25 protein-coding genes are annotated in these 25,534 nt (G+C 65.7%); 12 read left to right on the forward strand and 13 right to left on the reverse strand.

All coding sequences use genetic code 11. The features are described from left to right. The first annotated feature begins 17 nt into the window (after positions 1-17). Both AC1Q5S_RS13845 and thmT read left to right on the forward strand, forming a co-directional pair. Positions 18-1,010, forward strand: coding sequence for a Bug family tripartite tricarboxylate transporter substrate binding protein (locus AC1Q5S_RS13845; protein ID WP_303835504.1), 993 nt, complete (start codon positions 18-20; stop codon positions 1,008-1,010). Positions 1,011-1,064: 54 nt separating this feature from the next. After that, positions 1,065-1,256, forward strand: a complete 192-nt coding sequence (thmT, locus tag AC1Q5S_RS13850; protein WP_026434975.1) for a 2-hydroxymuconate tautomerase — start codon at positions 1,065-1,067, stop codon at positions 1,254-1,256. Between the two features lie 15 nt (positions 1,257-1,271). On the opposite strand, the gene AC1Q5S_RS13855 is transcribed toward thmT, so the two are convergent. Both AC1Q5S_RS13855 and AC1Q5S_RS13860 read right to left on the reverse strand, forming a co-directional pair. Continuing rightward, on the reverse strand, positions 1,272-2,237 hold the full coding sequence (locus AC1Q5S_RS13855) for a lysylphosphatidylglycerol synthase transmembrane domain-containing protein (RefSeq protein WP_303835500.1): 966 nt from the start codon (positions 2,235-2,237) through the stop codon (positions 1,272-1,274). Then, complete coding sequence (locus AC1Q5S_RS13860) at positions 2,234-3,253, reverse strand: glycosyltransferase family 2 protein (RefSeq protein ID WP_303835498.1); 1,020 nt, start codon at positions 3,251-3,253, stop codon at positions 2,234-2,236. The genes AC1Q5S_RS13855 and AC1Q5S_RS13860 overlap by 4 nt, the downstream gene beginning before the upstream one ends. A 152-nt stretch (positions 3,254-3,405) precedes the next feature. On the opposite strand from AC1Q5S_RS13860, the gene AC1Q5S_RS13865 reads away from it, so the two are divergent. Further along, complete coding sequence (locus tag AC1Q5S_RS13865) at positions 3,406-4,890, forward strand: ArnT family glycosyltransferase (protein ID WP_303835497.1); 1,485 nt, start codon at positions 3,406-3,408, stop codon at positions 4,888-4,890. A 96-nt stretch (positions 4,891-4,986) separates the two neighbouring features. Here the strand turns inward: AC1Q5S_RS13865 and AC1Q5S_RS13870 are convergent, their stop codons facing one another. Further along, positions 4,987-5,214: a hypothetical protein gene (locus tag AC1Q5S_RS13870; protein WP_303835495.1), complete on the reverse strand. Its 228-nt coding sequence runs from the start codon at positions 5,212-5,214 to the stop codon at positions 4,987-4,989. Between the two features lie 221 nt (positions 5,215-5,435). Further along, a complete protein-coding gene (locus AC1Q5S_RS13875) occupies positions 5,436-6,239 on the reverse strand; it encodes an exodeoxyribonuclease III (protein WP_303835494.1) in 804 nt (267 codons plus the stop codon). A 9-nt stretch (positions 6,240-6,248) separates the two neighbouring features. On the opposite strand from AC1Q5S_RS13875, the gene pyrE reads away from it, so the two are divergent. Both pyrE and AC1Q5S_RS13885 read left to right on the forward strand, forming a co-directional pair. Beyond that, entirely contained in the window at positions 6,249-6,956 is a 708-nt protein-coding gene (pyrE, locus tag AC1Q5S_RS13880) for an orotate phosphoribosyltransferase (RefSeq protein WP_303835493.1), read from the forward strand. A gap of 17 nt (positions 6,957-6,973) precedes the next feature. Further along, entirely contained in the window at positions 6,974-7,639 is a 666-nt protein-coding gene (locus AC1Q5S_RS13885; RefSeq protein WP_422205676.1) for a DUF4124 domain-containing protein, read from the forward strand. Positions 7,640-7,678: 39 nt separating this feature from the next. Here the strand turns inward: AC1Q5S_RS13885 and gatB are convergent, their stop codons facing one another. The 3 genes from gatB to gatC are packed head-to-tail and all read right to left on the reverse strand — an operon-like array spanning position 7,679 to position 10,934. Next, positions 7,679-9,127: an Asp-tRNA(Asn)/Glu-tRNA(Gln) amidotransferase subunit GatB gene (gatB, locus tag AC1Q5S_RS13890; protein ID WP_303835490.1), complete on the reverse strand. Its 1,449-nt coding sequence runs from the start codon at positions 9,125-9,127 to the stop codon at positions 7,679-7,681. Position 9,128: 1 nt separating this feature from the next. Then, complete coding sequence (gatA, locus tag AC1Q5S_RS13895; RefSeq protein WP_303835488.1) at positions 9,129-10,622, reverse strand: Asp-tRNA(Asn)/Glu-tRNA(Gln) amidotransferase subunit GatA; 1,494 nt, start codon at positions 10,620-10,622, stop codon at positions 9,129-9,131. 12 nt (positions 10,623-10,634) lie between these two features. Then, the gene (gene gatC, locus AC1Q5S_RS13900; protein ID WP_303835508.1) at positions 10,635-10,934 is read right to left on the reverse strand and encodes an Asp-tRNA(Asn)/Glu-tRNA(Gln) amidotransferase subunit GatC; all 300 of its coding nucleotides are present in this window, start codon (positions 10,932-10,934) and stop codon (positions 10,635-10,637) included. A 217-nt stretch (positions 10,935-11,151) separates the two neighbouring features. Here gatC and AC1Q5S_RS13905 point away from each other — a divergent pair, with 217 nt between their 5' ends. The 4 genes from AC1Q5S_RS13905 (at position 11,152) to mrdA (ending at position 15,854) form a co-directional block, all read left to right on the forward strand. Further along, positions 11,152-12,195 carry a rod shape-determining protein gene (locus AC1Q5S_RS13905; RefSeq protein ID WP_005798130.1) on the forward strand — a complete coding sequence of 348 codons (1,044 nt, stop codon included), beginning with the start codon at positions 11,152-11,154 and terminating at the stop codon, positions 12,193-12,195. Between the two features lie 141 nt (positions 12,196-12,336). Continuing rightward, entirely contained in the window at positions 12,337-13,257 is a 921-nt protein-coding gene (gene mreC / locus AC1Q5S_RS13910; RefSeq protein WP_303835481.1) for a rod shape-determining protein MreC, read from the forward strand. A 37-nt stretch (positions 13,258-13,294) separates the two neighbouring features. Continuing rightward, a complete protein-coding gene (gene mreD / locus AC1Q5S_RS13915) occupies positions 13,295-13,813 on the forward strand; it encodes a rod shape-determining protein MreD (RefSeq protein WP_303835480.1) in 519 nt (172 codons plus the stop codon). Between the two features lie 100 nt (positions 13,814-13,913). Then, the gene (gene mrdA / locus AC1Q5S_RS13920) at positions 13,914-15,854 is read left to right on the forward strand and encodes a penicillin-binding protein 2 (protein ID WP_303835478.1); all 1,941 of its coding nucleotides are present in this window, start codon (positions 13,914-13,916) and stop codon (positions 15,852-15,854) included. 81 nt (positions 15,855-15,935) lie between these two features. Here mrdA and AC1Q5S_RS13925 read toward each other — a convergent pair whose 3' ends face one another. The 6 genes from AC1Q5S_RS13925 to AC1Q5S_RS13950 all read right to left on the reverse strand — a co-directional run bounded on the left by AC1Q5S_RS13925 (position 15,936) and on the right by AC1Q5S_RS13950 (position 22,324). After that, entirely contained in the window at positions 15,936-16,832 is an 897-nt protein-coding gene (locus AC1Q5S_RS13925) for a DMT family transporter (protein WP_303835476.1), read from the reverse strand. Between the two features lie 143 nt (positions 16,833-16,975). After that, entirely contained in the window at positions 16,976-17,719 is a 744-nt protein-coding gene (locus tag AC1Q5S_RS13930) for an amino acid ABC transporter ATP-binding protein (protein ID WP_303835474.1), read from the reverse strand. Further along, positions 17,716-18,498 (reverse strand): amino acid ABC transporter permease, encoded by a 783-nt coding sequence (locus AC1Q5S_RS13935; RefSeq protein WP_303835472.1) that lies wholly within the window; start codon positions 18,496-18,498, stop codon positions 17,716-17,718. The genes AC1Q5S_RS13930 and AC1Q5S_RS13935 overlap by 4 nt, the downstream gene beginning before the upstream one ends. A 28-nt stretch (positions 18,499-18,526) precedes the next feature. Next, the gene (locus AC1Q5S_RS13940) at positions 18,527-19,288 is read right to left on the reverse strand and encodes an ABC transporter substrate-binding protein (protein ID WP_303835470.1); all 762 of its coding nucleotides are present in this window, start codon (positions 19,286-19,288) and stop codon (positions 18,527-18,529) included. A 206-nt stretch (positions 19,289-19,494) separates the two neighbouring features. Further along, positions 19,495-20,253, reverse strand: a complete 759-nt coding sequence (locus AC1Q5S_RS13945) for a sulfite exporter TauE/SafE family protein (protein ID WP_303835469.1) — start codon at positions 20,251-20,253, stop codon at positions 19,495-19,497. 394 nt (positions 20,254-20,647) lie between these two features. Further along, positions 20,648-22,324, reverse strand: coding sequence for a GMC family oxidoreductase (locus AC1Q5S_RS13950; RefSeq protein ID WP_303835467.1), 1,677 nt, complete (start codon positions 22,322-22,324; stop codon positions 20,648-20,650). Between the two features lie 279 nt (positions 22,325-22,603). Between AC1Q5S_RS13950 and AC1Q5S_RS13955 the strand changes: the two genes are divergently transcribed. The 3 genes from AC1Q5S_RS13955 to AC1Q5S_RS13965 are packed head-to-tail and all read left to right on the forward strand — an operon-like array spanning position 22,604 to position 25,527. After that, entirely contained in the window at positions 22,604-23,725 is a 1,122-nt protein-coding gene (locus AC1Q5S_RS13955; RefSeq protein WP_303835465.1) for an MlaE family ABC transporter permease, read from the forward strand. A 3-nt stretch (positions 23,726-23,728) separates the two neighbouring features. Next, positions 23,729-24,550: an ABC transporter ATP-binding protein gene (locus tag AC1Q5S_RS13960; protein ID WP_422205651.1), complete on the forward strand. Its 822-nt coding sequence runs from the start codon at positions 23,729-23,731 to the stop codon at positions 24,548-24,550. Next, on the forward strand, positions 24,550-25,527 hold the full coding sequence (locus tag AC1Q5S_RS13965; RefSeq protein ID WP_492226770.1) for an MlaD family protein: 978 nt from the start codon (positions 24,550-24,552) through the stop codon (positions 25,525-25,527). The genes AC1Q5S_RS13960 and AC1Q5S_RS13965 overlap by 1 nt, the downstream gene beginning before the upstream one ends. The last annotated feature ends 7 nt before the right edge of the window (positions 25,528-25,534 follow it).

Below are 25,534 nucleotides of genomic sequence, written 5' to 3' on the forward strand. Positions count from 1 at the left end.
AAAAGAGGGAAGAAAAAATGCAACGGAGACATTTCATCGCCACCGGCATGGGCACCGCTCTGTCGGCATCCCTGGCAGCGTTCCCACTGGCCAGCTGGGCGCAGGACACCTGGCCCGCCAAGCCGATCAAGCTGATCGTGCCGTTCCCGCCGGGTGGTCCGACCGACATCATGGGCCGCACGGCGGCCAAGGTGATGGGCGACAAGCTGGGCCAGCAGTTGGTGGTGGAGAACAAGGCCGGGGCCGGCGGCAACATCGGCACCGACGCCGTGGCCAAGGCGGCGGGCGACGGCTACACCATCGGCCTGTCGGCCATCAGCAGCCTGGCCATTGCGCCCACGCTCTATCCCAAGCTGTCGTTCTCCGTGGAAAAAGACCTGGCGCCGGTGTCGCTGGTGGGGTTCACGCCCTGCGCCATCGTGGCGCACCCGAGCGCGCCGTTCGATGACCTCAAGGGGCTGATCGCCTATGCCAAGGCCAACCCCGGCAAGCTCAGCTACGGCACCTCGGGCATCGGTACCAGCACCCACCTGGCGGCCGAGCTGCTGCAATCCACCACCGGCATCGCACTCACCCACATCCCCTACAAGGGCACCAGCCAGATCGCCCAGGACCTGCTGGCCGGCACGATTCCCCTGAGCTTCGAGAGCTCGCTGACCACCACCCTGCCCAACGTGAAGTCGGGCAAGCTCAAGGTGATTGCCGTGACCTCGGCCCAGCGCTCGCGTGCCTTGCCCAACGTGCCCACGGTGGCCGAGCAGGGCGTTGCCGGCTTCGATGTGGTGACCTGGTTCGGCCTGATTGCGCCGGCGTCCACGCCGCGCGACATCGTCAACAAGCTGGCCGATGCCTGGAAAACCGGCGCAGCCACCGCGCCCGCCCTGGCGGCTTTCGAGAACATCGGCGCCGACATCAAGGTCAACACGCCGCAGCAGTTTGCCGAGTTCATTCGCGCTGAAAACACGCGCTGGGGCAGCCTGATCCAGAAACTGGGCATCAAGCTCGACTGATCGCCCGCCGGCACTGAATCCCGCCCATGCTTTGAGAAACCCAAGGACATCCCCATGCCATTTGCCCAGATTTACATGATCGAAGGCCGCACCGAAGAGCAGAAGAAGGCCGTCATCGAGAAGGTGACCCAGGCCCTCGTCGATGCCGTGGGTGCGCCGCCGGCCAACGTGCGCGTGTGGATTCACGATGTTCCCAAGGAAAACTGGGGCATTGCCGGCGTCAGCGCCAAGGCGCTGGGGCGCTGAGGCGGTGGCAGTACCTCAGTGTTCGTGGCCGTCTTGCGCCGGGTCGATCGCTGCAACCGCCTTGCCGCGCGACGGCAGGCCGAACGCCAGCGCCCCCAGCGCACCTTGCACCAGGCCATAAACACCGTACAGCATCGCGGCGCCCACGGCGGCAGGCACCGCAACACCAAACGGCGCCAGCGCGGCGACCGCCGCCGCCTCGCGGGTACCCCAGCCGCCCACGCTGACGGGCAGCGCCGCCATCAGGAACACGGGGGCAATGGCCCAGGCCCATGCAGCAGGCGGCAGCTGTATGCCAAGCGCCAGCCCCCCCGCCGCCAGTGCCGCCGCCGACAGCCCCTGGACGGCTCCCGAAGCCAAGGCCTGCCAGCCGAGCTGGCGCTGAAAATCCGGCCGCACCGCCGCTGTCCGCAATGGCGCCAGCCATCTCCAGCTGGCGCCACGCCGCAGCAGTGCCGGCAGGCACCAGGGCAGCACCAGCCAGAGCGCCGTGCCGCACAGTGCCACGCCCCGCAGCAGTGCGGGTGAAAGTCCCAGTGCCGCGCCCAGCGCATCGGCGCTGGCGGCTGCGCCCAGCCCGCCCATGGCGCACAGCATCCACAGGCCGCTCACGCGATCGAGCACCACCGACCAGCTGGAGGCCCCTGCGTCCTGCCCGGTGCGGCGCAGCACCACGGCGCGGTACAGGTCGCCACCCACCACCGCGCCCGGCAGCAGCGCATTGAGGCCGATGGCCTGGAAGTACCACCGAACGGCGTCGCGCACGCCCATGTCCGCCCCCAGCCAGCGCGCCAGCGCCCGCCAGCGCAACGCTGACACGAGGTTGGAGGCGATCGCGGCGGCGAGCCCTGCCAGCAGCCAGCCCGGATGGGCCTGCCCCAGGCTCGCCAGCACCCGGCGCGGGTCGGCCAGCGCCAGCACCGCGCCCAGCAGCGCCAGCCCCAGAAGGGCGCGCAGCAGGATTTTTCGGGACGGTTTCAAGCGACTATCTTGGTAGCTGCTGGCGCTTGCTGTACGGGCGCTTCAGTTGTCTCTGAATGATGCTCTTCGGCGTGGAACTGCGGCCTGTTGCCGGCCTCGTGGTAGATGCGCATCAGCATCTCGCCGATCAGCCCGGCGGCGACCAGCTGCGCGCCCATCAGCACCAGCATCATGCCGGCCAGCAACAGCGGCCGGCCGCCGATGGCCTCGCCCATGAGCTTTTCCACCAGCAGCCACAGCAGGATCAGCGAACCCGGCGCGATCAGCCACAGGCCCAGCCCGCCGAACGCGTGCAGCGGCCGCTGGCGGTAGCGCATGAAGAACACGATCAGGATCAGGTCCAGGATGACGCGGAAGGTGCGGTCGATGCCGTACTTGGACACGCCGCGGGTGCGCGCATGGTGGCGCACCGGTACTTCGGTGATGCGCGCACCGGCTTCCTTGGCCAGCGACGGGATGAAACGGTGCAGTTCCCCGTACAAACGGATGCGGTCGATGAAGGGGCGGCGGTAGGCCTTGAGCGCGCAGCCATAGTCGTGCAGGTACACGCCGGTGGAGCGCGAGATCAGCCAGTTGGCGATGCGCGAGGGCAGCTTGCGCGAAAGCTCGGCGTCTTGCCGGTCCTTGCGCCAGCCGGACACCATGTCCACGCGGGGGTCGGTCTCCAGCCGCTGCAGCAGCAGCGGGATGTCGTCGGGCTCGTTTTGCAGGTCGGCGTCCAGCGTGACCACATAGCGGCCGCGCACGCGGTCAAAGCCGGCCTGCAGCGCGCTGGACTGGCCATAGTTGCGGGCCAGAAAAACGGGCCGCAGCCAGGCGCGCGTGGCGGCCAGCTCGCGCAATTTGTCCACGCTGCCGTCCGAGGAGCCATCGTCCACCGTCAACAGTTCGAACGTGAGCGCCTGCTGCGCCATGGCCTGGGCGATGCGCTCCACCAGGTCGGTCAGGTTATCGAACTCGTTGTAGATCGGCACCACGATGGAGACATCGGGTGTCACGGTGCGGGCGGTATTCATGGGCAACTGCGGCGGGAGAGGGATAATGCCGCGATTGTGCCCTGCACTGCCGCCACCCGCGCCGGCAGCCGGTCTTGGCGGCGCAACGTCCAGCCCCCGAGAACATGAACGTTTCTGCAGCGCCCCGCACCCCGTTGTCTTTTCGATCCCTGATGGCGCATCCACTGGCCTGGCTGCTGGCGATTGCACTGGCGCATGTCGTGGTGCGGGTGGCGGTGTCGCCCGCATTGAAATGGGACGAGGCCGAACAGATGCTGTGGTCGCAGGAGCTGGCCCTGGGCTATGGCGCCCAGCCGCCGCTCTATACCTGGCTGCAATGGCTGACCAACCAGGTGTTCGGCCCTTCTGTGCTGGCGCTGTCGCTGCTCAAGCACATGCTGCTCGCGCTGACCTACACGCTGATGTGGCTGGCCGGGCGCGAATTGCTCGGTCAGCGCGGCGCGTGGTGGGCTTCGGCCAGCATGCTGCTGTTTCCCGCCCTGGGCTGGGATTCGGTCCGCGACCAGACGCACTCCATCTTGGTGACCGCCATGGCCTGTGGTGCCTGGTGGCTGCTGCTGCGCATCGTCAAGCGGCCCAGGCCGGTGGACTTTGCCTTGCTGGGGCTGGTGTGCGGGGTGGGCCTGCTGGCGAAATACAGTTTTGCGCTGGTCATCGGTGTCATGCTGGTGGCGGCGCTGTCGGTGCCGCAGGCCAGGGGGGCATTGCTGGCGCGCGGCTGGTGGTGGGTGCTGATCGTGGGCGGACTGGTGGTCTTGCCGCATGCGGTCTGGCTGGCCTCGCACCTGCAGGAGGCCACAGCGGGCACCCTGGCCAAGATGGAAATCCAGCCCGAGCGGGCGTTGGGCAAGGGACTGCTGGCCTTGCTGGGCAACCTGACCGGCATGCTGGCGCTGTGGGTGCTGGTCGCGCTGGCGGTGTTTCGCTCGGCCTGGTGGCGCTGGCCGCTGGCGCCCGCCGCGCCCTGGGCGCAGCAGATCTTTGTGCGCTACGTCCTTTTGGCCCTGCTGGCCCTGCTGGGCATGGTACTGGCGGCAGGCGTGACCCATTTCAAGGGCCGCTGGGTGCTGCCGCTGTTGTGCATGGTACCGCTGGCGGTGTTCACAGCGCGGCCGGAGCTGCAGCACCACCCGCGTGCTGGCCGCTACAGCGCTGCCGTCGTCTGCATCGCGCTCCTCTTTCTGTTGGCTGCGGGGCTGCGTCCCTGGATCACCGGCCTGCGCGGCCACCCGGACGAACTCAACCATCCAGTGGTGGAACTGGGCCACGCGCTGCGGCAGGCGGGCTACGACGGTGTCAGCCCCATCATCGCTGCCGACCACATGTTGGCGGGCGCGCTGCTCACCCGATTCCCCCGAGCCCCTGTGAATGCCTGCATGTCGGGCAAGGACGTCGCCACCTGTGTCGCCAGCCACCTGGCGCGCGCGCGCACGGCAGGACAGGGCTGGTTGCTGATTTCGCGCGAAGACCGTCTGGAACCAGGCTGGTGGGCCAGCGCGAGCACGGGCAGGCCGGCGCTGGCCATGCAGTCGATCCGCCTGCCGTTCCACAAGGTGCGGCCGGGCGTGCCGCCGGCGCATTACCAGTTTGTCTGGCAACCTGCCGGAACTGCCGGGGCCAGCACCAGGGACCCGTAGCGCCGACCCGGGTCGGGTGTGAGGTGTATGCTATTGCATATATAGCTTGTAGCGCTTTCTGCATAAGCGCTGGCCGCTAATTAGGCATTGATCCTGTTACAGGTTGGTGGCCGCCACCACTTCGGCCATATCGGTCAGGCCCTGCGGCACCTTTTCGAAGCCGTCCTGGCGCAGGGTGAGCATGCCGGCCGCCTCGGCCTCGCTGTCGGGGGCCGTGGACGGGAGGTTGGCGGCCAGTTCCTGGGCCGTGGCGCGAGCGGCAACGGCAGGGCTGTGGTGCGCACCCGCCCCGGTGGGCGAACCCCGCTGAGTCTGCAGGTGCACGCTGCAGGCCTTTCAGTAGCGTCTGCTCGCTGATGATGCCGGTCGCCAAAGGGCTTCACCCAGATGATGATGCGCCTTTCCAGCCCCCGGATGGGGGGTGGTGACCCGTTTCCACAGAGCATCCGTATCCGGAGGGGTAAAGCACGGGGTGGGCACGGTGACAATCGCTGCGGGCGTTGCGGTCATGGGTGGTCCGCAGGGAGAGGGGGCGAGGGCGGCCGTCAGAGCGTGAAGTCGTAATCCACGGTGATGGGCGCATGGTCCGAGAATTTTTCGTTCTTGTAGATGTGCTCGGTGCGTGCGAGAGCCGCCAGTGCGGGGGTGGCCAGGTGGTAATCCAGGCGCCACCCCACGTTGTTGGCATAGGCCTGCCCCCGGTTGCTCCACCAGGTGTAGGCGGTGTCGGTGGCCGTGGGTTGTAACTGACGGTAAACGTCCACCAGGCCGCCGCCGGCATCAGTTGTGTGCAACAGTTTTGTCATCCAGGCGCGTTCTTCGGGCAGGAAGCCGCTGTTTTTCTGGTTGCCGCGCCAGTTTTTCAGATCGATCTGCTGGTGCGCGATGTTGATGTCGCCGCACAGGATGAACTCCCGCTGGCCCTTGGCGGCCATCAGATGCGGATGGAACTCTCCCAGGAAGCGGAATTTGGCCTGCTGTCGCTCTTCGCCCGACGAGCCGCTGGGAAAGTACGCGCTGATGATGGACAGCTTGCGCGCGGGCGTGTCAAAGCGCAGTTCGATATAGCGGCCCTCGGCATCGAACTCGGGCGAGCCATAGCCGGCGATGACCTCGCTGGGCTCATGGCGCGTGTAGATGCCGACGCCCGAGTAGCCTTTTTTCTGGGCAAAGTGGAAATGGCCGTTCATCTCGGCAAGCTGTTCGAAACGCGTGGCGATATCGGCGGCCTGGGCCTTCACTTCCTGCACGCAAATACAATCCGGCCGCATGCTTGCGATCCAGGGTTCCACGCCCTTGCTGGTGGCGGAACGGATGCCGTTGAGATTGAGGCTGGTTAACTTGAACAAGGAATTTCCATGGTGAATGTTGGCGCGCCAACCCCTGAGCAGGGTCGTCTGGCGCAGGATTTTGTCCGTTTTGCCGTTGAGGCAGGGGTGCTGCGGTTCGGGGAATTCAAGACCAAGGCGGGGCGCCTGAGTCCCTACTTCTTCAACGCCGGCCTTTTCGACGACGGGGACAAGCTGGGCCGCCTTGCGGAATTCTATGCAAAAGCCCTGTTGGCCAGCGGGATCGAGTTCGACATGGTGTTCGGTCCAGCCTACAAGGGCATTCCCCTGGCCGCAACCGTGGCCGTGGAGTTGGCGCGGAGGGGGCGCAATGTGCCCTTCGCCTACAACCGCAAGGAAGCCAAGGACCATGGAGAAGGCGGCACCCTGGTGGGCGCACCCCTCCAGGGGCGGGTGCTGATCATTGACGACGTGATGTCGGCAGGCACCGCCGCACGCGAGTCCATCGCCATCATCCGCGCCGCTGGCGCAGTACCCCACGCGGTTGCCATTGCACTGGACCGCCAGGAAAAAGCCACCGAGAATGGCCAGGACGTCGAGCACAGCGCCGTGCAGTATGTGCGCCACCAGTTGGGCATGCAGGTGTGCGCCATTGCAACCCTGGCAGACTTATTGCTCTATCTTTCCGAAAAAGAGGGGGGGGAGATGGGCACGCACCACCAGCGGGTGCTGGCCTATCGGCAGCGGTACGGAGTCAACCAAGGGTCATTCAGTTGAGCAAATTGGCGTGGATCATGGGAGTAGGTGTGGTGGCCAGCGTGGCAGCGCAGTGCGCGTGGGCGCAGCAGACCAATGGCGGCAGCATCTACACCTGTGTCGATCGCCAGGGGCGCCGCCTGACGGCGGACCGTCCCATTGCCGAATGCCTGGACCGCGAGCAGCGTGAACTGGGTCCCATGGGCACCGTGCGGCGCCAGATTGGCCCTTCCCTCACCGAGAAGGAGCGGGCCGCCCTGGAAGTGCAGCGCCGCAAGGAGGCGGAGGAGCGCGCCCGCCAGCAGGAAGAACGCCGCCGCGAGCGGGTTCTCACCGCCCGCTACCCGGACAAGGCGGCCCATGATGTGGAACGTGCCTCAGCCATTCAGCTGCTGGAGGACGTCACCGCCGTTGCCGAGAAACGTGTGGTGGAACTGCAGCAGCAGCGCAAGGCCCTGGAAAACGAAATGGAGTTTTACCAGCGGGATCCTGCCAAGGCCCCCATGGCGCTGCGCAGCAAGATTGCCGAAAACGATGCAGGCATGGAGGAGCAGCGGCGCTTCGTGCTCAACCAGAAAGAGGAAAAACGCCGCATCCACCAGCGCTACGACGCAGAGCTGGCGCAGCTGCGCAGGCTGTGGGCTGCGCAAATAGCGCCTGCAGCCGCAGCCTCCGACGTGTTGCTGCCTGCCTCCAAGCGCTGAAGGCGGCACCGGCAGGCCAGTGCGCCGTGCCCCGTGAAATCAGGCTGCGAGCCGTGCGCGCAGCAACTCGTTGACCTGCGTCGGATTGGCCTTGCCCTTGCTGGCCTTCATGATCTGACCCACCAGCGCATTGAAGGCCTTGTCCTTGCCTGCGCGGAACTGCGCCACGTTGTCGGCGTTGGCAACGATCACCTCGTCGATGATCTTCTCCAGTGCGCTACTGTCATTCATCTGCTTGAGGCCCTTGGATTCGATGACTGCGTCCACGTCGGCCGATTCACCGTTCCACAGCGCATCAAACACCTGCCTGGCAGCGTTGTTGGAAATCGTGCCGTCGGCAATGCGCGCGATCAGTGCAGCCAGTTGCGCAGACGATACCGGTGCCTGCTCGATGCCGATCTCGCCCGCGTTCAGGCGGCGCGACATCTCGCCCATGATCCAGTTGCTGGCCAGCTTCGGCTGCCCGCAGGCCGTGGCCGCAGCTTCGAAGTAGGCGGCCATGGCCTTGCTTTGCGTGAGCGTGGTGGCATCGTATTCGGGCAGGCCATGGTCCGCCACGAAGCGCGCAGCCATGGCGCGGGGCAACTCGGCCATCAGTGCACGCTGTTCCTGCACCCATTGCGCTGAAATGTGGAGCGGCGGCAGGTCGGGGTCAGGAAAGTAGCGGTAGTCCGCCGCGTCTTCCTTGGTGCGCATGGCGCGGGTTTCGCCGGTGTCGGGGTCGAACAGCACGGTGGCCTGCTGGATGGCGTGGCCGTCCTCGATCTGCTCGATCTGCCAGCGGATTTCGTAGTCGATGGCCTGTTGCATGAACTTGAAAGAATTCAGGTTCTTGATCTCGCGGCGCGTGCCTAAAGCGGCGCCGGGCTTGCGCACGGAAACGTTGGCGTCGCAGCGGAAGCTGCCTTCCTGCATGTTGCCGTCGCAGATGCCGATCCAGGTGACGATCTTGTGCAGTTCCTTGGCATAGGCCACGGCCTCTTCGGACGAGCGCATGTCGGGCTCGGTCACGATCTCCAGCAGCGGAGTGCCGGCACGGTTCAGGTCGATGCCCGACTGGCCGATGAAGTCCTCATGCAGCGATTTGCCCGCGTCTTCTTCCAGGTGGGCGCGCACCAGGCGCACGGTCTTCTTCTCGTCGCCCAGGAAGAACGCGACCTCGCCGCCTTGCACGACCGGGATCTCGAACTGGCTGATCTGGTAGCCCTTGGGCAGATCGGGGTAGAAGTAGTTCTTGCGTGCAAAAATGCTCACGGGCGCAATGTGGGAGCCAAGTGCCAGTCCCAGTTTGATAGCGCAGGCCACCGCTTCACGGTTCATCACGGGCAAAGTGCCGGGCAGGGCCAGGTCCACCGCGCAGGCCTGCGTGTTGGGCTCGGCGCCAAAGGCGGTGGGCGCGCGGCTGAAGATCTTGCTCTGCGTGGCGAGCTGGGTGTGGGTCTCGAAGCCGATGACGACTTCATAGCCGTGGATCAATTTGCTGGTCATATCACAGACCTCCGGGTTGACGGAGGTGGAAGTCAGTGGCTTGCTGCAGGCGGTGCGCAGCGTTCAGAAGGCGGGCTTCCTGGAAGTAGTTGCCAATGAGCTGCAGGCCCACGGGCATGCCGCCCTCGCCAAAACCCGCTGGCACGCTCATACCGGGCAGGCCCGCCAGCGATGCGGGCAGCGTGAAGATGTCGGCCAGGTAGTCGGCCAGCGGGTCGTTGCCATGTTCGCCGAGCTTCCAGGCCACGGTGGGCGCCACGGGGCCGGCGATCAGGTCGCAGTGCTTGAATGCGTTCTGGAAATCGTCGGCGATCATGCGGCGGATCTTCTGCGCCTGCAGGTAGTAGGCGTCGTAGTAACCGTGCGAGAGCACATAGGTGCCAATCATGATGCGGCGCTTGACCTCGTCGCCAAAGCCTTCGGCGCGGGTCTTCTTGTACATGTCGACCAGATCGGTGTAATTCTTGGCGCGGTGCCCGAACTTCACGCCATCGAAGCGGCTCAGGTTCGAGCTGGCCTCGGCCGGGGCGATGATGTAGTACACCGGAATGGACAACTCGGTGCGCGGCAGGCTGATGGGCACGGGCTTGGCGCCGAGCTTTTCGTATTCCTTCAAGGCGGCATCGACGGCAGCGCGCACATCGGGCGCCAGGCCGTCGCCAAAGAACTCGGCGGGGATGCCGATGCGCAGGCCCTCGATGCTGTCGTTGAGCTTGGCGCTGAAGTTTTCGGCCGGCACATCCAGCGAGGTGGAGTCACGGTCCGGGTCCGGGCCGCACATGGCCGACAGCAGCAGCGCGCAGTCCTCGGCCGAGCGGGCCATGGGGCCGGCCTGGTCCAGGCTGGAAGCGAAGGCGATCATGCCGTAGCGGCTGGCGCGGCCATAGGTCGGCTTGATGCCGGTGATGCCGCAAAACGAGGCGGGCTGGCGGATGGAGCCGCCGGTGTCGGTGCCGGTCACGGCTGGGGCCAGGCGCGCGGCCACGGCCACGGCACTGCCGCCCGAGGAGCCGCCAGGAATGCGATGGGTGTCCCACGGGTTGCGCACGGGGGCGGGGACGTCGAAGCCCACGGGGGCCACGGCCGAGTTTTCGTTGGCCGAGCCCATGGCGAACTCGTCGCAGTTGAGCTTGCCCAGCGTCACCGCGCCCGCATCGGCCAGCTTGGTGACCACGGTGGCGTCAAACGGGGACTGGTAGCCCGCCAGCATCTTGGAGCCGGCGGTGCTGGGGAAGCCCTTGGTGACGAAGATGTCCTTGTGCGCAATCGGCACGCCTTCCAGCGCGCCCGCCGTGCCCGCGGCAATGCGGGCATCGGCGGCCTGGGCCTGGGTGAGGGTGGCTTCTTCGTTCAGGGCCACAAATGCGCCCAGGTTCTGGTGCGCCTTGGCGCGGGCCAGGAAATGCTGGGCGGCTTCGACGGCGGAAACGCGGCGCTCGCGCAGTTCGGTGGCCAGCTGGGCCACGCCCAGGTCATGCAATGCGGTGGAAGTCATGCGGCGGGGCTCTTACTCGATCACTTTGGGCACGAGGAACAGGCCTCGTTCGACAGCGGGGGCGCTTTGCTGGTTGGCTTCGCGCTGGTTGGGTTCGCTGGCCACGTCCTCGCGCAGCCGCAGGGCCACGTCCTGGATGGCCGCGACGGGATGCGCCAGGGGGGTGAGTCCCGAGGTGTCCACCGCCCGCATCTTTTCTACGATGCCAAAGAAGCCATTCAGTTGAGTCAGCATGCGCTCACTCTCAGAAGGGGTCAATTCCAGCCGCGCCAGATTGGCGATGCGAGCGATGTCCTGGGGTGTTAGTGCCATAGCGGGAAAAAGGAGGGAAACCAGATGTAAAGCCGTGATGTCGGTCAAACCGAACGAAGTTATTCACAGGGGATGGGGTATTATCCCGGCTTTGCCGCAAGACCCCCTGCCTGACGGTCATTGTGCGAAAAAAGCAAAATCTGACCACCCCACCCACTCCCTGACACACCCCGCGACGGCAGGCCGAAGTGCATGCCGTGCCTGAGAGGATTTTTGAATGTTCGGAGCTTTCCGTCGGTATTTCTCCACCGACCTTGCCATTGACCTTGGCACTGCCAACACCCTCATCTTTGCACGCGACAAAGGCATTGTGCTGGATGAGCCTTCTGTCGTTGCCATTCGCCACGAAGGTGGGCCCCATGGCAAGAAAGTGATTCAGGCTGTCGGCCGTGAGGCCAAGGCCATGCTGGGCAAGGTGCCCGGCAATATCGAGGCCATCCGGCCCATGAAAGACGGCGTGATCGCCGACTTCGTGATCACCGAGCAGATGATCAAGCAGTTCATCAAGATGGTGCACCCGCGCACGCTGTTCACCCCCAGCCCGCGCATCATCATCTGCGTGCCCTGTGGCTCCACCCAGGTCGAGCGCCGCGCCATCAAGGATGCGGCGGAGGCCGCGGGCGCCACCGCTGTTTACCTGATCGAAGAACCCATGGCCGCCGGCATCGGCGCCGGGCTGCCAGTTTCGGAAGCGAGTGGTTCGATGGTGGTGGACATCGGCGGCGGCACCACCGAAGTCGGCGTGATCTCCTTGGGCGGCATGGTCTACAAGGGCAGCGTGCGTGTGGGTGGCGACAAGTTCGACGAGGCCATCATCAGCTACATCCGCCGCAACTACGGCATGCTGATCGGCGAGCCCACGGCCGAAGCCATCAAGAAGAACATCGGCTCGGCCTTTCCGGGCTCCGAAGTGCGCGAGATGGAGGTCAAAGGCCGGAACCTCAGCGAAGGCGTGCCGCGCAGCTTCACCATCTCCAGCAACGAAGTGCTGGAAGCGTTGACCGACCCGCTCAACCAGATCGTCTCGGCCGTCAAGAACGCGCTGGAGCAGACCCCGCCCGAGCTGGGTGCCGACATTGCCGACCGCGGCATGATGCTCACCGGCGGCGGCGCGCTGCTGCGTGACCTCGACCGCCTGCTGGCCGAGGAAACCGGCCTGCCCGTGCTGGTGGCCGAAGACCCGCTGACCTGCGTGGTGCGGGGCTGCGGCATTGCGCTGGAGCGCATGGACCGCCTGGGCAGCATTTTTACCAGCGAGTAAAGCGGGGCTGCCTGTGCCGGCGCAGGCCGCACCCTGTTCTCCATTGCATGACTGATTGCGTTCGCCCCCATGCCTTGTGGACACGCATCCGCGGCCCGGTGGTCGTGCTCGTGCCATCCTGCCTGACTACGATCATGTGCCATGTCGCTCGGAACCCTTGAGCGCAGTGCGCCGCCGTTTTTCAAGCAAGGGCCATCGTCCCTTTCCAAGCTGGCCCTCTACAGCGCATTGGCGCTGTTTTTGATGGTGGCGGATGCGCGCTTTCACCTCACGGGCGCCTTGCGCCAGGCGGTGGCCACCGTCATTTACCCGGTGCAATGGCTGATGCTGCAGCCGGTCGAGTTCATTGCGCAGGGCAGTGGCTATTTCCAGTCCCTGAAAACGGCCCAGGAAGACGCCGATGCGGCCCGCAAGCAGATGGTCCTGATGTCGCAGCGCGCGCTCCAGTCGGAGCAGTTGATGCAGGAAAACTTGCATCTGCGGCAATTGCTGGACCTTCGGACCCGGCTGGAAACCCCTGCCCAGGCGGCACAGGTGCTCTACGACACGGCAGATCCCTACACCCGGCGGGTGGTGGTGGACCAGGGCCGGACGGCCGGCGTGGAGCTGGGTGCTCCGGTGCTCGATGAGAAGGGCGTGCTGGGCCAGGTCACGCGGGTGCATCCGTTCGTGAGCGAGGTCACATTGCTGATCGACCGCGATCAGGCCATTGCGGTACTGAATATACGCACCGGTACCCGCGGCGTTGCCTACGGGGACCCGGTGGCGGGCCATGCCGGTGGCATGGAGTTGCGCTTCATGCCGGCGAACGCCGACGTCCTCGAGGGGGACCTGCTCACGACCAGCGGGGTCGATGGGGTGTATCCACCGGGGCTGCCCGTCGCCAAGGTGGTGCGCGTGGAACGGCGGGCCGACTCGGCATTCGCCCGCATTTATTGCGCCCCCATCGCCGGGGTGCAGGGAGCCCGCCATGTGATGCTGCTCAAGCCGGTGGCAGAACCCATGCCGGAGCGGCACGAACCTGTTGCGGTGTCTCCCGGCAAGAAGGGAGATCGCCAGTGATGTGCTGCAGGAATGTCCCGTCGCAGGGGCGCGCGCCATGATCATGCCGCGCGGGCAGCCCTTGCTGCTGCCAGTCAATCCGGCCTTCATTGCCGCCAGTCTGGTGGCGGGCCTGGCGATCAATTTTTTGCCGCTCGGGCGCGTGGTCTGGACGCCCGATATCCTGATGCTGCTGCTGGCGTTCTGGGTGGTGCACCAGCCCCAGCGCATCGGCATGGGCGTGGCGTTCGTGCTGGGCCTGTGCATGGATGTGCACCAGTCAGCCTGGCTGGGGCAGCATGCCCTGGCCTATACCGTGATGGCGTTTGGCGCCATGGCGATGCATCGCCGGTTGCTGTGGTTCAGTGTGCCGTCCCAGGCGCTGCAGGTCTTGCCGCTGTTGGTGCTGGCCCACGCGGTGGAGCTGTTGCTGCGCATGGCGGGCGGAGGTATCTTTCCAGGCTTCTGGGGGCTGCTCGCGCCCGTGCTGGAGGCTTTGCTCTGGCTCCCGGCCAGCTGGGTGCTGCTGGCACCGCAGCGCCGTCCACCGGATCGCGATGAGAACCGGCCGCTATGAGGCCTTTCTTGCGCATGATGAAGCGTGTCCATTCACCTGCTGAAGCGTTGCGTGCCACCTGGCGCGAGCGCCGTTCGCAGGCGACCCAGGGATGGCGGACATGACGGAGCTGCGCAATGTCGAGGCCGACGCATCGCGGTTTCGTACACGGGTCATGGTGATCGGTGCGGTGGTTTTTCTGGCGTTCTGCCTGATCGTGGCCCGTCTGCTCTTTCTGCAGGTGGTGCGACACGAAGACCTTGCGGCGCAGGCAGAGAGCAACCGCACCGCAATCGTTCCGATTGTTCCCAACCGGGGCCTGATCCTGGATCGCAATGGTGTGGTGCTGGCAACCAACTATGCGGCCTATACCCTCGAAATAACGCCCTCCCGAGTGGGGTCGCTGGACGACACCATTGATGGATTGTCGAAGGTGGTGGAGATTCAAGCCCGGGATCGCCGCCGCTTCAAGCGTTTGATGGAGGAGTCGCGCAATTTTGAATCGCTGCCCATCCGCACCCGCCTGACGGACGAGGAAGTCGCACGCTTTGCGGCGCAACGCTACCGGTTTCCCGGGGTGGACATCAAGGCGCGGCTCTTTCGCAACTACCCCCTGGGCGAGGTGGCAAGCCATGCGATTGGCTACATCGGGCGCATCAACCAGGCGGAGAAAGCCCGGATACAGGACTCCGATGAAGAGGCCAACTACCGTGGCACCGAGTACATCGGCAAGCTGGGCATCGAGCAGAGTTACGAAGCGGCATTGCATGGGGCCACGGGCGTGGAACAGATGGAGACTTCCGCGGGCGGCCGTGCCGTGCGCAAGCTGTCGAGCCGTGCGGCCACGCCCGGCGACAGCGTGATGCTGTCGATCGACGTCAAGCTGCAAAAACTGGTGGAAGAGTTGTATGGGTCCCGCCGCGGCGCGCTGGTGGCCATCGACCCGCGCAACGGCGAGATCCTGGCGCTGGTGAGCATGCCCACGTTCGATCCCAACCTGTTCGTGGAGGGCATCGATGTCGAAAACTGGACCGCGCTCAATGAGTCCATCGACAAGCCGCTGCTCAACCGCGCCCTGCGGGGGCTGTACCCGCCGGGTTCGACCTACAAACCCTTCATGGCACTGGCGGCGCTGGAGCTGAACAAGCGCTCGGCCAGCATGATCGTGAACGACCCGGGCTTCTACACGTTCGGTGGCCGCACCTTCCGCAGCCACGAAGGGGGTCTGGGCGCGCTGGACATGCACCGCGCCATCCAGTTCTCCAGCAACACCTACTTCTACTCGCTGGCCGTGGAGATGGGCGTGGACACCATCCACGATTTCATGAAACCCTTGAGCTTCGGCCAGTCCACCGGCATTGACCTCAACGGCGAAGTGCGCGGCACCCTGCCCAGTACCGAGTGGAAACGCAACGCCTACAAACGCCCCGAGATGAAGCGCTGGTTCCCGGGCGAAACCGTCTCGCTGGGCATCGGCCAGGGCTACAACAACTTCACCATGCTGCAGCTGGCGCAGGCGCAAGCCACCGTGGTCAACGGCGGAACCCGCTACCGCCCGCACATGGCCAAGGCCGTGAAGAATGCAGTCACGGGGGCGGTGACGGAGATCGTGCAGCCACCGGGCGAAAACCTGGGCTACCAACCCAGGAACGTGGACATCGTGCGCAACGCGATGGTGGCCGTGAACACGGGAGGGACCGGAACGCGCGTGTTTGCGGGGGCTCCCTACACCTCGGGCGGCAAAACCGGAACGGCCCAGGCGGTCAGCCTGGGGCAGAACGTGCGCTACAACGCCAGGGCGCTGGAGGAGCACCAGCGTGACCATTCCCTGTTCACGGCGTTCGCGCCCGCCAAAGATCCGAGGATTGCGCTGGCCCTGATCGTTGAAAACGCCGGATTTGGCGCCGCGCACGCTGCGCCCATTGCCCGCCGGGTGTTCGACTACTGGCTGCTGGGGGAGTACCCGAGCGAGGCAGACATCGCCGCCGTGCAGAAGGGACAGGCCTCGGCACCTATCGGCAAGCCGCGTGCTGTGGCCGATATTCCGCTGTCAGCGCCTTAGGCTTGTCAAACATCATGGCTGTTGGCGATTTCTGCAGAAGCGCTGGGCCTGATTTTTCCAATAAAACGTGGTGCACCGGCTTTACGCGACCGAGGGTGCCGTGATCCGCTGGGGTGGCCCCATCTGGCTGAAAACCAGAGCCGCCACAATCAGCGTCGCGCCGCCCAGTCCGGACCAGCCCAGCCGTTCGCCCAGCAGCACCCAGGCGGTCAGAGCGGCGAAAACCGGCTCCAGTCCGAACACGATGGCACTGCGCATGGCATCCACGCGCTGCTGGCCCCAGGCCTGCAGCGTCACCACCACCACGCTGGCCACAAAGCCCAGGTACACGAGCGCCAGCCAGCTCGATGTCTGCAGCTTGCCCAGCGATGGCAGCCAGTCCATGCTGCCATCGCGGGCCAGCAGCAGCGCGGTGGCGCAGGCGCACATCACGGTCGCCTGTGCCGCGGCCATGCGTGTGGCACGCAACGGGTGCGCCACGGTGCGGCGCGAGCACTCTTCCAGCACCAGGATATAGACCGCGTAGAACACCGTGCTGGCCAGCGTGAGCGAGTCGCCCGGATTCCAGGGATCGTCCTCATGGAACATCAAGACCATGCCTGCGAACGCCATGGCGCACGCGGCCCAAAGGCACCAGCCATGGCGACGGCCCAGAGCCACCATGGCGATCAAGGGCACCACCAGCACGTTGAGCCCGGTGACGAAGGCGTTGCGATTGCTGGTGGTGCGCGCCAGGCCTTCGATCTGCAGCCAGAAGGCCAGGAACAGCAACAGCCCCAGCGCGCAACCCCACAGGCGTTCCTTGGGCCGCATGCCCACCCACAGCGGTGCCAGCACCAGCAGCGCCAGGGCAAAACGCAACCAGATGATCTGCAGGGCATCGAGGTGCTCCGACAGCAGCTTCATCGCGGGGAACGTGGTTCCCCACACGGTGGTGACCACCAGCAGGGCCAGCAGGCCAAAACGTTCAGAGCGCATACAAAAGAAACGGGTGCTCAGCGCGTGTGCTTGCCGCACCGCGGCACTGGGGGTTCAAGGGGAAGGCCGGTCCGAGGTTCGCGCGGCAGCCACGGGACGGGACCCGGGTGCCTTGCGGTCGGCCGCGACGGGGCGCCGGCGATTCAGGTACCCATCCGGCCGATGAAGGCGCGGATACGGTCATTGCCGGGATTGTTGAAGAACTCCGCGGGGGGCGCATCGTGCGCAATGCGTCCCTTGTCGAAGAACAGCACACGGTCCGCCACCTCGCGCGCGAAGCCCATCTCGTGGGTCACCACGATCATGGTCATGCCGCCGCGCGCCAGTTCGCGCATGACGTCGAGCACTTCCTGCACCATTTCGGGGTCGAGCGCCGAAGTGGGCTCGTCAAAGAGCATGACCTTCGGCGCCATGGCCAATGCGCGGGCGATGGCCACGCGCTGCTGCTGTCCGCCGGACAGCTGCCACGGGTACTTTTGGGCATGGTCCTGCATGCCAACGCGGCGCAGCAGGGTCATCGCCTGCGCGTTGGCCTGGGCCCTTGCAAGATGGCGCAGGCGCCGTGGGGCCAATGCCACGTTGTCGAGCGCGTTCATGTGGCCAAACAGGTTGAACTGCTGAAACACCATGCCCACTTCGCAACGCTGCTGCTGCAGGGTGCGGGGATCGTCCGTGACGGACACGCCACCGATGCGGATGGTGCCGCTGTCGTGGGGCTCCAGCCGGTTGATGGCGCGCAGCAAGGTGCTCTTGCCCGAACCGGAGGCACCAATGATGACGGTCACTTCGCCGGTGTTGAAATGCGTGGATACGTCCTTGAGCACCTGGTTCGTGCCAAAAGACTTGCAGACGTTTTCCGCCACGATGTAGGGCGTCGGGGCGTTCATTGGATGCGCCCTTCCACATCGAAGCGGTGTTCGATGGCGTTGGAGAGCTGGGTCACCAGCGTGGTCAGCAGCAGGTAGGTCAGGGCCACGGTGGTCAAGGTGGCAATGGGCTGGAACGTTGCCGACTGGATGCGGTTGCCGACATTGGTCAGTTCCACCACGCCGATCGCGTACGCCAGCGAGGAGTCCTTGAGCAGCGCCACGAAGTTGCTCACCAGGGGCGGCAGCGAGATTTTGAAGGCCTGCGGAAACACCACATCGAAAAATACATGGCCACGCCCGAGGCCCAGTGCGCGTGCGGCTTCCGTCTGGCCCCGGGGCACGGCCAGCAGACCCGCGCGGATCGCTTCGGCGTTGTAGGCGCCCACGTTCAGCCCCAGCGCCACCACGGCGGCGGCAAAGTCGGGCAGGTTCAACCCCGGCACCAGCACCGGCAGCGCGAAGTAGACAAACAGGATCTGCACCAGCAGCGGCGTTCCGCGAATGGCCCAGATGTAAAAACCCGCCAGCCAGCGCAAACCGATCCAGCGGGCCGTGCGTGCCAGTGCCGCGGCCGTGCCCAGCACCAGGCCCACGGTGCCGCTGACCAGCGTCAGCCACAGCGTGGTGCGCGCACCATCGGAAAACGCCTGGGCGTTGGAGCCGATGGGTTCGGGGAAAAAGGAAAGGATCTGGCCCAGCAGGGCCAGCATGAACACCATGAGGACCAGCGCCGCAACCAGCGTGGCGTTGCTACGCTGCGGGCGGCTCCAGTGGCGCGGCCAAAGGGCTATGAGCATGGATCAGAGAGGACCGAAGCCCCCGTTTTCAGTTGCAGCGTACGTCTTCGTTGAAGTACTTTTTCGACAGGGCGGCGTAGCTGCCATCGGCCATGGTTTCGGCCAGTGCCTTCGACCAGGCATCCGCCAGGGGCTGGTTGCCCTTGGCAACCGCCGAGGCGATGCGCTCGATGAATACCATTTCACCCAGTTGCAGGCCTGCCTTGGGGTTCTTGGCCACGACTTCCTTGGCCACGAAACGGTCGGTCACCCAGGCGTCCACCCGGCGCGAGGTGAGTGCGCTGCGCGCATCCACATCGGTGGGGAAGTTCTTCATTTCCTTGATGGTCGTGACCTTCTGGACATTTTCCAGGTAACTGGTGCCGGTCTGCACGGCGACGATCTTGCCCCCCAGATCCTTGGCGCTGCGGATCGCGGGGTCCATGGCGATCACCATGCCGCCAGAGCAGTAGTGTGGCGCGGTGAAGGTGACGGCCTTGGCGCGCTCTTCGGTCACGCCATGCGATGCGATCACCAGATCCCAGCGGTCCTGCTTCAGGCCGGTCAGCAGGGCGTCAAAACCGATGGTTTTCCATTCGATCTTCAGGCCCATCTTCTTGGCTGCGAGTTCTGCCACCTCCACCTCAAAGCCCGTCAGCGTGGTGCCCTTGAAGTAATTGAAGGGCGCAAACTGCCCTTCGGTGGCCACCATGATCTTGCCACCCTTCTTGATCTCATCGAGGGAGCGGGCCTGTACGGAAAAGACAGCGCACAGTGCCAGGGTGGAGGCGATGAACTTGAAAAGCTTCATGGAGAATCCTGTCGGGGTGGTACAGATACAAAAAATCCGGCTTGCGGGTCGCGCAACCGGAGCCTGGAAAATGATAGCGCCCAAAGGTAATGGGCGTCATAAAACTGACGCAATCGATTATAGAGGGCAGTCCATGCGGCACAGCCTGTTTCCGCCAGCCCCTGGATCGCGTGCTGGGTGGCGTGTGGGGCTGGCGGTGGATCGGTTCAGCGCAGGAAGGCGTCGTAGCCGGTCTTGAGGATCAGCGTGCCCACCACCACGATGAAAATGCCGCGCACAAAGCCGGTGCCGTGCTTGAGCGCCAGGTGCGTTCCCAGCAGGCTGCCCACGACGTTGGCAATGGCCAGCGTCACGGCAAAGTGCCACCACACATGGCCCTTGGCGGCAAACAGTGCAATGGCCGCAATGTTGGTGGCGCAATTGAGCAGCTTGGCCGACGCCGAGGCGTTGAGGAAATCGTAGCCCAGCAGGCGCACGAACAGGAAGACGAAAAAGCTGCCGGTGCCGGGGCCGAAGAATCCGTCGTAGAAACCGATGAGCCCGCCGATCAGGCAGGCCACCAGTGCTTCGGCCCGCCCCTCATGGCGGGGCAGGTGGTGCTGGCCCAGCTCCTTCTTGGCCAGTGTGTAGGCCAGCACGCCCAGCAGCACGAGTGGCAGCAACTTGCGCAGGAAGTCTGCGGACATCACCGTGACCGCCCAGGCGCCGGCGAGCGCCGCCATGAATCCGACGGCTGCAGCGGGCAGCATGGCCGACCAGCGGATCTGCACACGCCGGCTGTACTGCCAGGTGGCCATGGCGGTTCCCCATACCGATGCCGCCTTGTTGGTGCCCAGCAGCGTGGCCGGTGGCGCGCTGGGAAAGGCCGCAAACAGCGCCGGCACCATCACCAGTCCTCCACCGCCCACAATCGCATCCACAAAGCCTGCGAGCAACGAGGCCAGGGTGATAAAAATCCATTCCATCGCAGGATTTTCGCACCTTGTTTGCTATCAATTTGGTAAGAGTCGGCGCAATCGTCGGGGGGGCTTGCGCGAAAAACGGGCAAGAAAAAGGCGCTGGGATCACCAGCGCCTGAAAAAAGCATGCACCTCGTTGGGTGCTTGGAATTGGATTATTGGTAGAAATGTCTCCTCGGGCCCCTCGCTTGGCACACCGAAGCGCGCTTTCGAGTGGCGTGACTTTAACGGCTGGCTATCGGTGGTGCATTGGGGATTTCCCACCCCCGTTGCAGCGCGTCCGGCGTTGTTGTGGCCGGAATCGGGCTGCGCCGGCTGGCATGGCTTGTGAACGTGTTGGTAACAATGTCCGAGGGAGCGCGTCTATGTGGGCGTCCATGCACTGGTGGCTGGCGGTCGATTACGCCGTCTTGCGCGCCTGCAGGATCCACTCGGCTGCCTTCTCGGCCAGCATCAGCGTGGGCGAGTTGGTGTTGCCGCTGGTGATGGTGGGCATGGCGCCCGCATCCACCACCCGCAGGCCCGCAATGCCGCGCACGCGCAGTTGGGAATCCAGCACGGCCATCGGGTCATCGTTGCGCCCCATCTTGGTGGTGCCCACGGGGTGGAAGATGGTGGTGGCGATGTCTCCGGCCAGACGGGCCAGGTCTTCGTCGCTTTCAAACTGCACGCCCGGTTTCCACTCTTCCGGCTTGTAGGGAGCCAGCGCGGGCTGGGCCACGATGCGGCGCGTGACGCGCAGGCTGTCGGCGGCCACCTGGCGGTCTTCGGCGGTGCTCAGGTAGTTGGGCGCGATGGCCGGGGCGGCCTTGAAGTCGGCGCTCTTGATGTTCACCGTCCCCCGGCTGGTGGGGTTGAGGTTGCACACGCTGGCCGTGAAGGCCGGAAAGCTGTGCAGCGGTTCGCCAAACGCGTCGAGCGACAGCGGCTGCACGTGGTACTCGATGTTGGGCCAGGGCTGGTCGGCACTGCTGCGCGTGAAGGCACCCAGCTGCGAGGGTGCCATGCTCATGGGGCCGCTGCGCTTGAGTGCATATTCGAGCCCGATCTTGGCTTTGCCCAGCAGCGAGGTGGCCATGGTGTTGAGCGTTTGCACACCCTGCACCTTGAACACCGCACGGATCTGCAGATGGTCCTGCAGGTTGGCGCCCACGCCGGGCAGGTCGTGCACCACTTCGATGCCATGCTGGCGCAGCAGTGCGGCCGGACCGATGCCCGACAGCTGCAGCAGCTGGGGGGAATTCACCGCGCCGGCGCTCAGGATGACCTCCTGCGTGGCGCGGGCCGTGACCATTTCGTGGCCGTCCCACACCTGCACGCCGGTGCAGCGCTGGCTGCCGTCGGGCTGCGTCTCGATGAGGAGCTTGGAGGCCTGCGCGGCGGTCCACATCTCGAAGTTGGGGCGGCCATAGCAGGTGGGGCGCAAAAAGGCCTTGGCGGTGTTCCAGCGCCAGCCATTCTTCTGGTTGACCTCGAAATAGCCCACGCCTTCGTTGGTGCCGCCATTGAAATCATCGGTGGCCGGAATGCCTGCCTGCTGCGCCGCCTGGGCGAAGGCATCGAGCACGTCCCAGCGCAGGCGCTGCTTTTCCACGCGCCACTCGCCCTGGCTGCCCGTGGCCTTGTTGCCATGCAGGCGTTTGAAATTTTCGTTCACACCATCCGGCTGGTCCAGGCGCCAATGGTCCTCGTGGCGGCGAAAGTAGGGCAGTGCGTTGTCCCAGCGCCAGCTCGCGTCGCCCGTCAGTTCGGCCCAGTGGTCGTAGTCACGGGCCTGGCCGCGCATGTAGATCATGCCGTTGATGCTGCTGCAGCCGCCCAGCGTCTTGCCGCGCGGGTAGCGCAGGGTGCGGCCGTTCAGGCCGGCGTCGGGCTCGGTATGGTAGAGCCAGTCGGTGCGCGGGTTGCCGATGCAGTACAGGTAGCCCACGGGGATGTGGATCCAGTGGTAGTCGTCCTTGCGACCGGCCTCGATGAGCAGCACGCGGTTGCGGCCGTCCGCGCTCAGGCGGTTGCAGAGCAGGGCGCCGGCCGTTCCGCCGCCGATGATGATGTAGTCAAACGTGGTGTCGCTCATGGAATGAAAGCTGGCTGCAGCGTCGCGCGGAAGAAAAAAGGGGCTGAGAGGCTGGGTGCCATTGTGCGGTGGGGCGGCCCGCTGTCGAGGGGGGAAATGCGGATTGCTACGCTATTTGTAGCTAATGGTGCTTGTTGATATTGCGCCGGAAGTCAATTTGATAATAATTGCATGCACGGGGCCGACGGCTGTGCTTGTGTGTGCAGTCCGGTCCTGGCGCGCTCCGCCGGCGCCGCGCCCCGAATTTATTCAACCATGGCGGCCCATGCCGCCCCCTCCATGAGCGACCTTTCGCCCCATATCGTCCGTGTCGAATCGCCCCAGGGACCCCAGGCGCAGCTGCTGGGGCGCTGGGGTGCGGCCGAGCTGGGCCAGCGCGCCAGCTGGCGGGCGCTGGCGGCGCAGTTGCGCGAGCATGCCGCGCCCGCGGGCGGCTGGGATCTGCTCAGCCTGCAGTGGCTGGACCATGTGGGCGCGCAATTGCTCTGGAACCACTGGGGCCAGCAGTGGCCCGAGCGCGTGCTGCTGAGCGACCTCCAGCGCGCCATGCTCGAACGCGTGGCGGGCCTGACGGTGGCGCCGCCGCCGCCAGAGCCCTGGCGCCTGTCCGAGCAGGTCGATCACCTCGGTGTGCTGGTGCTGCACGGCGTGGACCACGCCAGGCACCTGGTGCAACTGGTGGGCCAGCTGTCGCTCGACCTGGTGCGGCTGGCGCGGGCCCCGCACCGTGGGCCTTGGCGCGACATGTCGGGCCATGTGTACCGCATGGGCGCCACGGCGCTGCCCATCACGGCGCTGGTGGGTTTTCTGATTGGCGTGGTGCTGGCCTACCTGATGAGCCTGCAGCTGCGCCAGTTCGGGGCCGAGTCGTTCATCGTCAATATTCTGGGCATTTCGCTGATCCGCGAGCTCGGTCCCATGCTGGCGGCCATTTTGGTGGCGGGCCGGTCGGGTTCTGCCATCACGGCGCAGATCGGTGTGATGCGCGTGACCGAAGAACTCGATGCCATGCGCGTGATGGGCATTCCCCACGGCTTTCGCCTGGTGTTGCCGCGCACGCTGGCGCTGGCGCTGGCCATGCCGCTGATCAGCGTCTGGACCACGCTGGCGGCGCTGGCCGGCGGCATGCTGGCGGCCGATGTCGCCATGGGCATTTCGCCGGCCTACTTTGCCCAGGCGCTGCCGGCGGCGGTGAAGATTGGCAACCTCGGGCTGGCGATGGCCAAGTCGGTGGTGTTTGGCGCCCTGATTGCCCTGATCGGTTGCCACTGGGGTCTGCGCGTCAAGCCCAACACGCAGAGCCTGGGCGAGGGCACCACGGCCTCGGTGGTTACCTCCATCACCATGGTCATCATCGTGGACGCGCTGTTTGCGGTGGCGTTCAAGAACATCGGTATCTGACCCATGACGGCGCCATCCCCCCAGCCCCATCCAGCCGAACCGGTGGTGGACATTTCCGGGCTGTGTACCGTCTTCGGCAAGGGTGACGCGGCCTTCACCGTGCACCAGGATCTGCAGCTGTCGGTGCAGCGTGGCGAGATCCTGGCCCTGGTGGGGGGCTCGGGCACCGGCAAGACCGTGCTGCTGCGCCAGATGCTGGGCCTGGCCCGGCCCACGCGCGGGCGTGTCACGGTGCTGGGCCAGCCGGCCTCGGAAATGGGCCGCGAGGGTGCGGCCAGCCGGGTGGGCATGCTGTTCCAGCACGGCGCGCTGTTTTCGGCATTCAACGTGCTCGACAACGTGGCCTTTGCGCTGCGCGAACAGGGCACCTTGCCGCCGGATGTGGTGCGTGACGCGGCGCTGGTCAAGCTGCAGATGGTGGGCCTGAAGCCCGAGCACGCCAGCCGCATGCCGGCCGATCTGTCGGGCGGCATGGTCAAGCGCGTGGCGCTGGCGCGGGCGCTCATCATGGACCCCCCGCTGCTGCTGCTCGATGAGCCGACGGCGGGGCTGGACCCCAGCGCCTCGGACGATTTCGTGGACCTGCTGCGCGAGCTGCACGCGGCGCTGTGCCTGACCGTGGTGATGGTCACGCACGACCTCGATACGCTGTTTGCCCTGAGCACCCGTGTGGCCGTGCTGGCCGACAAGAAAGTGATCGTCACCGGTGCGCCCGCCGAGGTGGCGCGCTATCCTCATCCGTTCATCGAGCACTTTTTTCTGGGTGAACGCGGCCAGCGCGCCATGGCGCCTGTGCACACCGCAGTCACTGCCAAGGAATCCTGATGGAAAACAAATCCCACGCCCTCGCCGCCGGAGTTTTCGTGCTGGTGGTGGCCGCCATGCTGGCGGGCCTGGCCATCTGGCTCACCCGCGACAACACCAGTTACCAGCAATTCGAGCTGACCAGCAAGGACGGCGTCACCGGCCTGCAGCCCCAGGCCGCCGTGCGCTACAAGGGCGTGGCGGTCGGCAAGGTCACGCGCATCGGCTTCGATCCGCAGGTGCCGGGCAATGTGCTGATCCGCATCGCGGTCAACGACCAGGCGCCCATCACCCCCAGTACCTTCGCCGTGCTGGGCTACCAGGGGGTCACCGGCCTGGCCCATGTGCAGCTCGATGATGAAGGGGTGGCGCAGCCGGTCGAGCCCCCCGGCCCGAGCGGCCTGCCCCGGTTGCCGCTGCGCAGCTCGCCCCTGTCGCGCCTGGCCGATCAGGGCCCCGCCATCCTGGGGCAGGTGGAGGAAGCCACGCACCGCATCAACCAGCTGCTGGGGGACGACAACCAGAAACGTTTCAGCACGGTGCTCGACAGCATGGGGCAGGCGGCCAGCAGCGTGGCGGCCCTGAGCCAGCGGCTGGACACCACCGTGAAAGAACGCCTGGACCCCACCCTGGCGGCCTTGCCGCCGCTGGCGGGCGACGCACGCCAGACCCTGCAGGCCTTGCAGCAGGCCGGCACCCAGGTGTCCACGCTGGCCGCCGACATCGGTCAGACCACCAAGCGCCTGAGCGCCGAGGGGGGCGCCCTGGACCAGCTCACCCAGGGCACCCGGGCCCTGGCGCGGGTGGCCGACCAGTTTGGCAACAGCACCCTGCCGCGCATCAACCGCGCTGCAGACGACACCTCGCGTGCGGCGCGCCAGTTGGGGCGCACGGCCGGGGGAGTCAACGAAAACCCGCAGGTTTTCATTTACGGCCCCGGCCGAGCCGGCGCCGGCCCGGGCGAGCCCGGTTTCGAGGCGCCCGTGGTCCAACCCTGATGCAATT

This window comes from Acidovorax sp. GW835-FHT14B10 (assembly GCF_058793725.1).